General features: G+C 36.3%; 14 protein-coding genes and 1 pseudogene. 11 read left to right on the top strand and 4 right to left on the bottom strand.

Annotation, left to right across the window (positions count from 1 at the left end; all coding sequences use genetic code 11):
- Positions 1 to 359: 359 nt before the first annotated feature.
- Positions 360 to 920, bottom strand: coding sequence for an FAD-dependent oxidoreductase (locus tag J2Z26_RS08325; RefSeq protein ID WP_193537311.1), 561 nt, complete (start codon positions 918 to 920; stop codon positions 360 to 362).
- A gap of 221 nt (positions 921 to 1,141) precedes the next feature.
- On the opposite strand from J2Z26_RS08325, the gene J2Z26_RS08320 reads away from it, so the two are divergent.
- Both J2Z26_RS08320 and J2Z26_RS08315 read left to right on the top strand, forming a co-directional pair.
- On the top strand, positions 1,142 to 1,693 hold the full coding sequence (locus tag J2Z26_RS08320; RefSeq protein ID WP_319638062.1) for a sigma-70 family RNA polymerase sigma factor: 552 nt from the start codon (positions 1,142 to 1,144) through the stop codon (positions 1,691 to 1,693).
- Complete coding sequence (locus J2Z26_RS08315; RefSeq protein ID WP_193537309.1) at positions 1,677 to 2,876, top strand: hypothetical protein; 1,200 nt, start codon at positions 1,677 to 1,679, stop codon at positions 2,874 to 2,876. The genes J2Z26_RS08320 and J2Z26_RS08315 overlap by 17 nt, the downstream gene beginning before the upstream one ends.
- Before the next feature lie 69 nt (positions 2,877 to 2,945).
- On the opposite strand, the pseudogene J2Z26_RS08310 reads toward J2Z26_RS08315, so the two are convergent.
- From J2Z26_RS08310 to J2Z26_RS08300, 3 genes and pseudogenes are all read right to left on the bottom strand, one after another.
- Positions 2,946 to 3,269: pseudogene (locus tag J2Z26_RS08310) on the bottom strand (hypothetical protein); the annotation flags it as partial.
- Between the two features lie 18 nt (positions 3,270 to 3,287).
- A complete protein-coding gene (locus tag J2Z26_RS08305; RefSeq protein ID WP_193537305.1) occupies positions 3,288 to 3,455 on the bottom strand; it encodes a hypothetical protein in 168 nt (55 codons plus the stop codon).
- Positions 3,452 to 3,787 carry a winged helix-turn-helix transcriptional regulator gene (locus J2Z26_RS08300; RefSeq protein WP_193537391.1) on the bottom strand — a complete coding sequence of 112 codons (336 nt, stop codon included), beginning with the start codon at positions 3,785 to 3,787 and terminating at the stop codon, positions 3,452 to 3,454. Before J2Z26_RS08300 ends, J2Z26_RS08305 begins: the two co-directional genes overlap by 4 nt.
- Before the next feature lie 184 nt (positions 3,788 to 3,971).
- On the opposite strand from J2Z26_RS08300, the gene J2Z26_RS08295 reads away from it, so the two are divergent.
- From J2Z26_RS08295 to J2Z26_RS08255, 9 genes are all read left to right on the top strand, one after another.
- On the top strand, positions 3,972 to 4,703 hold the full coding sequence (locus J2Z26_RS08295) for a GTP cyclohydrolase II (protein WP_193537303.1): 732 nt from the start codon (positions 3,972 to 3,974) through the stop codon (positions 4,701 to 4,703).
- Positions 4,704 to 4,943: 240 nt separating this feature from the next.
- Positions 4,944 to 5,144: a helix-turn-helix transcriptional regulator gene (locus tag J2Z26_RS08290; protein ID WP_193537389.1), complete on the top strand. Its 201-nt coding sequence runs from the start codon at positions 4,944 to 4,946 to the stop codon at positions 5,142 to 5,144.
- A 3-nt stretch (positions 5,145 to 5,147) separates the two neighbouring features.
- Positions 5,148 to 5,450, top strand: coding sequence for a hypothetical protein (locus tag J2Z26_RS08285; protein ID WP_193537301.1), 303 nt, complete (start codon positions 5,148 to 5,150; stop codon positions 5,448 to 5,450).
- 11 nt (positions 5,451 to 5,461) lie between these two features.
- Positions 5,462 to 5,650, top strand: coding sequence for a hypothetical protein (locus J2Z26_RS08280; RefSeq protein WP_193537395.1), 189 nt, complete (start codon positions 5,462 to 5,464; stop codon positions 5,648 to 5,650).
- A 178-nt stretch (positions 5,651 to 5,828) separates the two neighbouring features.
- A complete protein-coding gene (locus tag J2Z26_RS08275; protein WP_193537299.1) occupies positions 5,829 to 7,241 on the top strand; it encodes a flavin monoamine oxidase family protein in 1,413 nt (470 codons plus the stop codon).
- 97 nt (positions 7,242 to 7,338) lie between these two features.
- A complete protein-coding gene (locus tag J2Z26_RS08270) occupies positions 7,339 to 8,442 on the top strand; it encodes an AI-2E family transporter (RefSeq protein ID WP_193537297.1) in 1,104 nt (367 codons plus the stop codon).
- A 139-nt stretch (positions 8,443 to 8,581) separates the two neighbouring features.
- Positions 8,582 to 9,574 carry a phosphotransferase enzyme family protein gene (locus tag J2Z26_RS08265; protein ID WP_193537295.1) on the top strand — a complete coding sequence of 331 codons (993 nt, stop codon included), beginning with the start codon at positions 8,582 to 8,584 and terminating at the stop codon, positions 9,572 to 9,574.
- A gap of 121 nt (positions 9,575 to 9,695) precedes the next feature.
- Positions 9,696 to 10,622, top strand: a complete 927-nt coding sequence (locus J2Z26_RS08260) for an ABC transporter permease subunit (RefSeq protein WP_193537293.1) — start codon at positions 9,696 to 9,698, stop codon at positions 10,620 to 10,622.
- A 14-nt stretch (positions 10,623 to 10,636) separates the two neighbouring features.
- Positions 10,637 to 11,533 carry an ABC transporter permease gene (locus J2Z26_RS08255; protein WP_193537292.1) on the top strand — a complete coding sequence of 299 codons (897 nt, stop codon included), beginning with the start codon at positions 10,637 to 10,639 and terminating at the stop codon, positions 11,531 to 11,533.
- The last annotated feature ends 85 nt before the right edge of the window (positions 11,534 to 11,618 follow it).

Below are 11,618 nucleotides of genomic sequence, written 5' to 3'. Positions count from 1 at the left end.
CGAGGTCACATAAATCAGTTTATGAACCCTCAAAAGAGTGAAACCAAGAAAGTGAGGTCACATAAATCAATTTATGAACCCTCGAAAGTGTGAAACGAACAAAGCGAAGTCACATAAATCAGTTTATGAACCCTCGAAAGTGTGAAACGAACAAAGCGAGGTCACATAAATCAGTTTATGAACCCTCAAAAGAGTGAAACCAAGAAAGTGAGGTCACATAAATCAATTTATGAACCCTCGAAAGTGTGAAAAGAACAAAGCGAAGTCACATAACTCCTTTCTTAAGTTCCACATCAGCTTCATACAGTAAATAAGGCAATAATCCCCACATCGGATTATTGCCTTTTTAAAAGTCATTCTTACTTTAACACGTCATGATCAACATAACGTTCGCCATTAAGTTCGCTAATTACATTAATGGCAACATGTGCACCGTGTCCAGCTGTGATGATAGTATGCACACTTAACCCTGCTACAGTACCTGCACCCCAGATACCCTCGATGCTTGTTTTACCGTCAGCATCAACATCTAAAACAGTTTTAATTCTAGGCTCTGTACCTGGCTTTGTTTTTAAGCCTATTTTTTCAGCTAGATCAATGCCGATTCCAGTTGCGAAAATGACATGTCTTGTTTCGAAGGTTCCATTTTCCGTCTCAACAGTGAAGCCTTCGACAGTTTTCTGGATGGTTGTCGCTTCTGTTTGGACAAACTCTGTACCGAACTTCCCGGCTTGTTGTTTTCCAATTTCAATTAAATCTGGCCCGGAAATTTCTTTTACACCATAATGATTCTCAACCCAAGCTCTTTTAGTCATACTTTTATCGTTGTCTAGCACTAAAGTCTTTTTCCCTGCTTTTGCAGCAAATAAAGCAGCGTTTGCACCAGCAGGCCCAGCACCGATTACTAAAATGTCATACATATTTGTTCCTCCTAATTATTATCCTTATATATCTTACTATCATTATTTTAGTAAAACGAAATAGAAAGTGTCAATTTAGTTGCTCACGCAGTCTTAACTACCAAAATTACTTTTTGAAACCTAAGCTATTGATATCTCGTCAAATATATGTCATTAACGAAATATTAACCGGTTTTTATATAAATGAACACGAGCTTAAGCGAAAAAGAGGGTGATACAGTGTGAATACACTACATGAGGTTCGGTCAAAAAATGACCAGTTAGAAGTCATTATGAATAGGTTTGGGGAAGAGATAAAAAGACTGATATTTAGTTTTACAAAAAACTGGACAGTAACAGAGGATTTAACTCAGGAAGTATTTGTTTCCGTTTATTTACATTTAGAGGGTTTTAGAGAAGAGTCTCAGATTAAAACATGGGTTTATCGAATTGCGATTAATAAATCAAAGGATTATCTGAGAAGCTGGGCATACCGAAAAATGGTGATTACGGATTCTTTTACACAAGAGAAAGACTATTTAAATGAACAGCCAGATATTCTTCTCGTAAAAAACCTTGAAAACCAACAGCTATTTGAACAAGTGATGAAACTTCCTTTGAAATATAGAGAAGTTATTATCTTATTTTACTTGAAAGAACTATCAATTGAAGAAGTGAGTGAGATGCTTCAACTTAACACCTCGACTGTAAAAACAAGGCTAAAAAGAGGCAGGGATAAGCTGAAAAATAGTTTTATCGTAGAAGGAGGCAATCATGATGGAATCAAAGCTTAACAAATTAAAAGAAGATTATCAGTCTAGCTTTTCTTCAAGACCAGTATTTACAGAAAAGGATAAGATGAGAATTAGAAGTCGTATCGAAAATGGTACTATTCCAAACAAATTCTCCGGCACTCACTTTTTTCCTAGAATGATGACCGCGTTTGTTCTCGTAGCATTGTTTGCATTTGCGGTGGGTATTGCTGGAGAAAGATTGGGGCTATTTGACTCTTTGGGACCAGCGAATGATATTAAAACTCCTGTTGGAGAGGAAACAGAACGTGAAGGTGAAGTTGAAGAGCAACCAATAGAACTCACAGAGTCAGACAAAATAACAGAGGCCCTACAAAGAGAAGGATTACCTTTAGTAGGAAATAATATCTTTGATCCTAAGAGTGTAAAGCCGGGTGATCAAGTGGCTGGATGGCGTCTAATTGAAATTGAAGCTATCCCTGGTTCCTTGGAGTATCCATATGACACAACAAAAGCTTATTTTGAAGGGAAAGCAACTATTACAGGCACTATTGAGCTTGTGTCAGAAACAAATGAACTTTTCGGTGGTATGGTTACTTTTACAGTAGATGAAGAATCAACTCACTTGTTGCCGATCTCCCATCATGATACTAGAAAAAAATGGTTGATTTTTGAAAATCAAGAAGAGGCAAAAGAAATCCTCCAACTCTCCTCCGGAGAAACATTGGAGGGGGTAAAAGTGACCCTTGCTAATTATAGTGTTCAATATGTTCCTAGTGATGTCACAGATTTTGCGACACTCATATCGTTTGATGGTGCCTCAAGTTTTGAGTTGATTTCACCGGAGCTCGAAAAGGTCTATCAACGCTTTCGAACAGATTTCAATGAAGAAGCTCTAATTGGATTAAGCCCGTTAGATATTTTTAAACTTTATTATTATGCTGCATCGATTGAAGATTACCGCACTCAATATGAGCTTTTTATTTTTGATGAGGAATATATAAGAGTATTTGAAACCTATGAAGATTACCTTCAAGCTGTAAATGAGACTAGAGAAGCGAGCTCAAACTTGCTCGAAATGATCAGCAAGAGCAACTTAATGGAAGTTATCCTGCCTGATGATGAGAATGCTGCTATTACAGTAGGGGATCTAGAGGGTACAAGTTTTGGGCTAGTTAAAAATAAAAAAGGAATCTGGAAGGTTCAGTGGCTTCCTCTCCAGTAAAATAAGCACAAAAGAAAATAGCCGGGTAGTGAACAATTTACATGTCATCCCGGCTTTATTATTTCAGACTTATTTTAACCCCTGTATTTCCTCTTTGATTTCAGCTACTGTCTTTTCAAGCTCTTCGCCCCAATGATCATTTACTGTATGAAACACAAAATTTCCGTCCGTATCTAGTAGAGCATAGCCCCTATAAGGAACGTCGTTATTTTTCATGTTAAATGGGTCAATGATTTTAAACTCAGGGTCAGAAATAAAAGGTAAACTATAACTAAATAATTCCTCTAAACCATTATATAGCTCCGCTTGTTCCTCAGGTTTATCGGCACTTATGATATACATGTTAGCATCAATATCATTTAATAATTCAAAGTTATCATGCAACTGACCTAGTTGCTGCTGACAAAGTCCTCAGGTGTAGGTTGTTATAAAGAAGAAAATAACTGGTTTCTCTTGTGGAAAGGTCACTTCATTCCCAGTGTGATCCAGAACTGTAATCGGTTCATTCATTGTATTTGCACCACACGCTGATAAAAGTAGTGTGAACAATAATAGAATCGTGGCATATCTTCTTTTCATCGGTTACTCCTTTCAATATCTTCATCTGTTATCCACTCTTGTGACCAATTTTGAATCTCCGTAATGATAGGTTCTAATGCGCGTCCCTTTTCAGTTAATGAGTATTCAATTCGCACAGGTGTTTCAGGAATAACTTCACGATGAACGATTCCTTCTTTTTCAAGTTCTTTTAGTCTTTCAGATAGAAGTCTTCCACTTATCGGCAAAGATGCTTCCATCGAACTAAACCGCTGTGTACCGGAAAGAAGTGAAAAAACAATCAATCCACTCCAACGGGTGCTTATTATTTTCATGGCAATTTCAAATCTAGGGCATAATATAGATGGATTTATTTTTATCACCTCATTCGGATTTAGGACTACTTTCTTGCATTTTTCTAAAAAGAACCTTAATATATTTTAACGTATACTAACTTTTTAAAACAAGTTTATTTTTAATAAAAAGCTCACATGACGTAAATTTGTTACACTAATGAAGGTCATTACGTTTAGTAAGTGAAAAGAGGAGTAAACAATGATGAACAGCAGCAAACTTGACGCAAATACCCTATCTATAATAGAGAAAAAAATAAAACTTATCAAATCAGCAAAGGGTGCTATCTACTTAGTAGGACCTATTAAACTTCCAGTGACACTTGCTGGAAAAACGGTTATTTTTCAGTGGTATTGTTGGTTGCAATGCAATGAAGTAACTGAGAATTATCAGCGTATTATTGAAAAGCTTTCTTCCGTTAATTTAGCTGAACTTCAGCAATCAAGTGTTCTAGTGTATGGTGATTTTGAAAATGATGAAGAAGCACTTATACGAATGCACTCAATTTGTCATACAGGAGATATCTTTGGTAGCAAACGTTGTGATTGTGGATACCAACTCGACCAAAGCTTACAAATGATCGTTGAACACGGTACGGGTGCTTTGTTCTATCTAGCAAATCATGAAGGTAGAGGAATTGGCCTATTTAGTAAGGCAATGGCATATGTTCTTCAAGAAAATGGCTATGATACGGTTGAGGCAAATCTACAGCTTGGTTTCGTTGACGATGCTAGAAATTACGATGATGCCATTCTTGTCCTTAAGGCACTGAGATCAAACCCAGTGACATTAATTACAAACAATCCTAGAAAAGTAGAAGCATTAAAAAGTGCTGGTATGGATTTATCAGGTCGTACACCACTCTGGGGGGATATCTCTGAATTTAATGAAAAATACCTAAGTACAAAGGTTGTCCGTTCTGGACATTTGAAATAATAGGTGAAAAATAAAGTCAGCCGACTAGGCTGGCTTTTTTTGCTTGAAAAAGCTGAAATGAAATGTTATTCAATCTAACTTAACTACCATTCTGTCGAATCTTTAAGATATTCGTTCTAACGCCAAGCTTACATGAAAACTAACTAAAATTAACTCTTGTAATAATATACCAATGTAAAGTATACTTTACGTAAAGTTTGTTTTACGTAAAGCTAGCTTTACATCAGGAGGTTGATTCCTATTCAAAATCGATTACGGGAAAAACGTGGAGAAAAGAATATTACACAAGAACAATTATCAGAATTAGTTGGCGTTTCAAGGCAAACCATTATTTCATTAGAAAATGGGAAGTACAATCCATCATTGGAGTTAGCTTTTAAATTAGCTAAAGCGTTTGGTTGTCATATTGAGGACATTTTTATTTATCAGGAAGGGGAGTAACTTATGGGAGAGATACAATGGATTGGATTAGCAGGTTTATGGGGAGGAGCTATATTTGGTTTTTCAGGCTGGTGGTTAGGTAGAAGAATGGCAGCCAAGAAGCGGGGACTTGATGAGCGTTATCTTCAAATATGGAAAAATGCACGTGGAGGTAGTTGGATGCTTACATTAGGTGCTTTGTATGTCCTGTTTACCTTGCAATTAATGGGGGTTAGTTTATCTGCTAATACAACATTGGGAATTTTGTTCATCGTTCATTTAGCAGGTTGGGCTGTGCTAGGCGTATACAATCAATTTAAACTGTAGGAGGAGTGTTGATGTTTAAGAAGGTAGATGAGAGTCAGATGTTTAAAAGGTCATTACAAATTGGTTTAACGGTTAGTTTGTTTTTTCTCCTTGTTTCGCTTTTTACTGGGCAATGGGGTTTCTTCCTTTGGAGCTTATTGCCAACTTTTATTACAAGCACGAATGGATATTTTATTTCAAAAAAGGCTTCACAAAAATGAGACGAATCTTCGATGAGGATTCGCCTTTTTTTATTGTTGGTTCTTTTCTCAAAGATTGTTGTTATTTACTATGAAAAAGACTTGGTGTTTTCATTAAAAGTATTGTTATGAAATGCACATAAAAAAATCATACTAATATCTATCACTTAACATAGGAAAGTAGGAATTATTAATATTTATGGAATACACGCGTGAAGATGTATATCACTCAGAAAGTAGGAAGAATCGCTCAATTGCCATTGTTGGTGGCGGTCTGGCCGGTTTAACATGTGCCTACCGCTTGGCCACTCATGGAATTATGGCAACAGTATTTGAAGGGAATAGTCGGCTTGGGGGGAGATGTTGGACGGAAAGGGCAATGTTTAAAGGTAGTCAGTTTGTAGAAAGAGGAGGTGAAACGATTGACTCGAAACACACCTCAATTCTTTCTCTAATTGAAGAGCTAGGTTTAGAAGTGGATGATCTTATTGCTGCAGAGAAATCTTATGCCAATCCTTGTTATTATTACAACGGAGATAATCAATATCATCAGTTACAGCAAGAATTACAAGAGGTCGCTCGAAGACTGAATAATGAATACAGAAGAGCAGAGTTTCCAGTGCTTTACTACCAGTTTACAAATCGAGCTTGGGAGCTAGACAATATGTCTATCACGGACTGGATTGAACAAAATATCGAGGGAGGGGAACAATCAACTGTCGGGCAGCTTCTATGTACTGCCTATTCAATTGAGCATGGAGCAGACTGTAGTGAACAAAGTGCACTTAATTTGGTTCAATTATTTTCAGATGAACAATCGACCAATTCTTCAGTATATGGAAGTGCTGATTCAAGGTTTAGAGTTAGTGGTGGAAATGATTTACTTATTAAAAAACTAGAAGAGAAATTGTATAACCAAATAAAACGAAATCATAAGCTCGTATCAATTATCAGAAATACAAATGAAACCTATACACTGTCTTTCCAGAGTAAAGGAACAATCGAAAAAGTGCATGTTGACTATGTTGTTTTAGCAATTCCTTTCTCTGTATTATCAAATTCTGTCGATTTTTCCCACAGTGGATTTAGGCCGTTAAAAGTAAATGCTATAAACGAATTAGGTATGGGCTGTAATTCCAAAATACATATGCAATTTGACCAGAGGATATGGCAACAGTGTAACTATAATGGAACCTCATATTCGAATCTAGGCTATCAGTACACGTCCGATAGCACGAGGGCTCAATCAGGTCTACAGGGAATTCTTGTTCAAATTTCTGGAGGAAGTAATCTAAAGTCTATGGCTGAAAAAGGAGTAGATGAGTATACAAGAGAAGTGATTATGGAATTAAATCAAGTTTTTCCAGGGCTTCAGCTTTCCTATACGGGTTTGAAAAGTGTTGATTTATGGTTTAAAGATAAGTGGGCTGGTGGATCTTATTCTTTTCGTAAGATCGGCCAGTTTACGAGATTTGCAGGTGTAGAAATGGAACGTGAAGGTTGCTGTTTTTTTGCAGGTGAGCATACTTCAGTAAGGTTTCAAGGATATATGAACGGAGCCGTAGAAAGTGGTGAGAGAGTTGCTTTGGAAGTGATTGAGTCTCTATACTAATAAGACTGTCCATTCCCTTATTCTTGATGGTGTACAAATTCCATAAATACCCTTACTATAGAAATATATATATTCTAAGTAAAAGAGGTAGGTATGGTTGATTAAAAATAAGTTTCAGTCTTGGACATTACAAATACTAATTTTAGTTACAATTTTATATTTGTCATCAAAAATTACATTTTTATTTGAACCGGTTGTTGTCTTTGTTTCAACATTGTTTTTTCCGATTATTATTTCAGGGTTTTTGTTTTTCTTATTAAATCCAATGGTAGGTCTGCTGCAGAAATGGAAAATCCCAAGAATACTTGCCATTCTAATCATGTATATCGTGTTTATTGGGGTAGTTGTCTTAGTCATTAGTATTCTTGCACCATTGATTTCAAGTCAATTTACACAATTGGTAAAAGATCTACCAGTTTATGCTGATCAGACAATGAAACTTATCGACGACTTATCGAAAACGCCACAATTTAATTGGTTTATGACTCAAACATATGTACCCATTAATCAAATTGAAAATGAACTGATTCGCTTTGCCAATACATTACCTGACCGTGCTTCACAAACAATAGCAAATATTTTTGGTTTAATTGCCAATGTTACGATTACGGTTATTACGGTTCCATTCCTCCTCTTTTATATGTTAAAAGATGGACATAAATTTCCGATTGCACTATCGAAGTTTTTTCCTAATTCGATTCGAAAGGAAACGATCGATACACTTAAGGATACCGGGGAAACCTTGGCAGCGTATATTCAAGGGCAAATACTTGTTGCCTTATTTGTAGGAACCTTAGCGTTTATTGGATATCTTATTATTGACTTACCTTATGCATTAGTGATGGCGATGATTGTTGCAGTAACAAATATTATTCCGTACGTTGGTCCTTTTTTAGGAGGAGCACCAGCTGTCATTATTGGTTTTTTCGTTTCACCAACAACAGCACTCCTTGTTATTGTAGTTATTGTGATTGCTCAACAAGTGGAAGGAAATCTACTTTCTCCATTAATTTTAGGAAAACGTTTAGATACACACCCAGCTACTATCATTATTTTATTATTAGTTGCGGGTAACTTGGCCGGTGTTTTAGGGATGATTCTTGCAATTCCAACCTATGCTGTGTTAAAGACAGTGGTACTAAATACTGCCAGGTTGTTAAAAGCGAGAAGAGAACATCTTGAAGAAACCAAACTAGAATAGCAGGAGAAGCCATTCATTTTGTGGATGGCTTTTTTGTGCATTAGTGGTAATATATTCCTTGTGTAATGAAAAACAAGAATAATAAAAATATTTTTCTTGATTACCAACACCAATAGATAGATTAAAAGAGGTGTTTACTATGATGCAGCTAAGTACAATGAAAAAAATAGTGTCAACGGTTGATCAAGATTGGCGAAGTCCATTCGCTGAACAACTCTTAGAAAAATGGGGTTATGATGAAAAAGAAGTTTACTATTATCGCGGAAGTGCTAATTTTATTTTTGTTTTTAAAAGAGAGGGTCAATGGCATTTTCTACGATGTAATGAGTCAACTGAAAGAAACCTCGAGGATTATCAATCTGAGTTGGAAATCCTCCAACTTCTTGAAAACTCTAGCGTCCGCGTTACGAAACCAATTAGGTCAAAGGATGGAAATTTAATTGAAACGATACTTACTGAACTAGGAACCTATCATTGTGTTGTATTCGAGGCATTAAATGGTGAACAACTGGAGCTTGAGCAACTTGATGAGAATGGGTATTTCTCATGGGGGAAAACACTTGGTCAGCTGCACCAAGCCTTTATGAAACTACCAATCTCATTGAAGGAAAGTCGCCCTAGTTGGAGAGATCACATTCAATTTATAAAGGATACTGTTCCAGCTGATGAGATATCTTTCTATCAGGAGCTGCATGTAGTGGAGGAGTGGCTGACTAATCTGCCGATTACAGATGAAACATTTGGTCTGATTCATTATGATTTTGAATTGGATAATCTCAAATGGAATGAACAAGGTATAAGTATTCTAGACTTTGATGATAGTGTACAACACTGGTATGTTGCCGATATAGCCTATGCGTTAAGAGACTTATTTGAACAAGAAGTTGATCTATATCATCCATCTTTCACTCAATTTATGAAAGGCTATTCATCCGAAAATAGTGTCAATTTGGATCTACTAACGGACCTAGTTTGGTTTATGAGGCTTCATCATCTCGTTACTTTTGCAAAGCTTTATCGATCGCTTGATATTAGTAATGAAGATACGAATCCGAAGTGGCTTTCGGAATTAGTAAGTAAATTTGAGACAAAGCTTGAAAACTATCGAGCTTCATTTTTAAAAAATAAATAAGTAAAGTAATTAACACCGTTCCTATATTGGGACGGTGTTTTCTTAAACTCTTACAAAAAAAGGAAAGAAGGACATGGCGCCGAATATTTATTATACATATAGAGAGTAAGGGGGCAGTCCAATGAAGATAGTCCAAGAAATGGTAAAGCTTTTTTTTATCTATTTGTTAGTAGTAACTTGCATCATTCTCTTCGTTCTAGTTCCAAGAACGCCAAACCTGGAGCTAAGTGGGGGTTGGGCAGGTGTTATGAAATATGATTATTCGTTTAGTTTAGCAGATTATAAGAACAATGTGGTTGGGTACCTTTCTCAGGTTGTAGAGACTAAAAGCCTCGGTCCTACCAAGTGGAAAACGAGAAGTGTGGAAGATGAGTTGCTTAAATTCGTTCCAAAAAGCATGTTAGTTGTGTTCCTAGGCCTTTTTCTTTGTCTTTTGTTTGGTGTACTAAAAGGAATCTATGATTTTAGAAAAACGAACACGAAACAGAACCTCTTTGGTAATGGTACTACTTGGTTATTTCAATCCATTCCAGACTATTTTATCATCATATGTGTGATATGGATTGTTTATTTTAAGTTGCCGTTTACGATTTTAGGAGACGAAGATTGGTATAAGTTTATCGCTCCAGGAATTTTAGTTTCCATTGCCCCGTCGTTTTATGTTGCAAGACTAACATCCGTTTCATTGCTTAGTCAAAAAGACGAGCCTCATATTCAGGTAGCCTTTTCAAAGGGCTTTACGGAAAAACTAGTTCTGTATCGTCACATGTTTAAACAATGCATAATTACTGTTTCAGGATACCTTCCTTCAGTTATGGTTTTCTTGTTATCTAATTTATTGGTGGTGGAATATTTACTAGCTTACGAGGGTGCGGCATATCGATTGTTCTCAGCCATAGGATATTCAAATTTTATTAGCCCATCCATGCTGGCTAGAAAAGTGGATGAGAGTGGATTAATTATAGGAATCAGTATTTGCTTTTTATTATTCGTTATGGTTGCTCATATCGCCAGTCGACTAATAAAATTAAAACTTGAGCCAAAGTAAGAGGTGAAAAAACGATGAAACATAACCGACTTTTGTTTATAGGGATAATCATGGTAACTATTCTACTACTAATTACACTAATTGGTCCCTATATTCCTTATGTTAAAAATGAAATAGATGAAGCGAGTCGTGTGAGGTTTGGGGAAAATAACGTCATCATGACTGCTCCATTTTCGCCTGAAGAACAATTTCCTTTTGGGACCGATAGGGAAGGAAGAGATTTGTTAAGTGTTCTTATCGTAGGTGCCAAGGACACGTTGCTAATGATGCTTGTCATTTGTCTGATTCGTTATTTACTTGGTATTCCATTAGGGCTATTGGCATCGAGGGGTAAAGGTTTTTTCTCATGGATTGTATCCTCATGGAATCATATTTTCTCAAGTGTGCCCATTATCTTTTCTGCTATGATTTTATTAAGCATTCCGGTGCTAGTTTTGCATGAGTTTCGTTTTTTTTGGTCAATCCTGATTATAGCCTTAATAGAGGTTGGTAAAGTTGCTCATATAGTTCAAGAAGAAACGATTGGTATTTTAAAAAAGCCCTATATTGAAGCTGGAATTACGGTAGGTATGCATCCATTGAGACAGCTAATCTCAAACATCCTTCCTAATATCTTACCGGCGATTGTGGTCAACTTCTTCATTGATATAGGGCGCACTGCACTACTAATTGGTCAAATGGGTATATTTGGTATCTTTATTTCTCAGGTCTTTGTTCAGACTGGTGCATTTGCAGCTGAGACAGTGAACACAAGCTTAAATTGGTTAACGTTATTGGGACAAGCGCGGAAAGATATATTAAATGCCTTTTGGATTCCGTTTTATACTTGTTTGGTAATCACCTTTACCGTTTTTACATTTAATATTTTAGGAGAAGGACTCAGAAGACATTATGATCGACGGTCAGTGTAATTTTATAAAAGAATGTTTGGATGAGAGGTTAATGGAGGATACTTAGTTTAACAATGCATAGTTGCAAAGATGAGTGGAATTTTGC

The sequence above is a fragment of the Cytobacillus luteolus genome, from assembly GCF_017873715.1.
Taxonomy (GTDB): Bacteria; Bacillota; Bacilli; order Bacillales; family Bacillaceae_L; genus Bacillus_BV; species Bacillus_BV luteola.
The sequence above is the reverse complement of the archived record's forward strand: the minus strand, read 5'-3'. Positions and strand labels throughout refer to the sequence as shown.

What these genes read in the sequence shown, in the direction of transcription:
- J2Z26_RS08315 (WP_193537309.1), top strand. Translation starts at nt 1,677, where the DNA reads ATGGAATCAAAGCTTAACAAATTAAAAGAAGATTATCAGTCTAGCTTT.
- J2Z26_RS08295 (WP_193537303.1), top strand. Translation starts at nt 3,972, where the DNA reads ATGAACAGCAGCAAACTTGACGCAAATACCCTATCTATAATAGAGAAA.
- J2Z26_RS08260 (WP_193537293.1), top strand. Translation starts at nt 9,696, where the DNA reads ATGAAGATAGTCCAAGAAATGGTAAAGCTTTTTTTTATCTATTTGTTA.
- J2Z26_RS08255 (WP_193537292.1), top strand. Translation starts at nt 10,637, where the DNA reads ATGAAACATAACCGACTTTTGTTTATAGGGATAATCATGGTAACTATT.
- J2Z26_RS08280 (WP_193537395.1), top strand. Translation starts at nt 5,462, where the DNA reads ATGTTTAAGAAGGTAGATGAGAGTCAGATGTTTAAAAGGTCATTACAA.
- J2Z26_RS08275 (WP_193537299.1), top strand. Translation starts at nt 5,829, where the DNA reads ATGGAATACACGCGTGAAGATGTATATCACTCAGAAAGTAGGAAGAAT.
- J2Z26_RS08285 (WP_193537301.1), top strand. Translation starts at nt 5,148, where the DNA reads ATGGGAGAGATACAATGGATTGGATTAGCAGGTTTATGGGGAGGAGCT.
- J2Z26_RS08305 (WP_193537305.1), bottom strand. Translation starts at nt 3,455, where the DNA reads ATGAAAAGAAGATATGCCACGATTCTATTATTGTTCACACTACTTTTA.
- J2Z26_RS08325 (WP_193537311.1), bottom strand. Translation starts at nt 920, where the DNA reads ATGTATGACATTTTAGTAATCGGTGCTGGGCCTGCTGGTGCAAACGCT.
- J2Z26_RS08265 (WP_193537295.1), top strand. Translation starts at nt 8,582, where the DNA reads ATGATGCAGCTAAGTACAATGAAAAAAATAGTGTCAACGGTTGATCAA.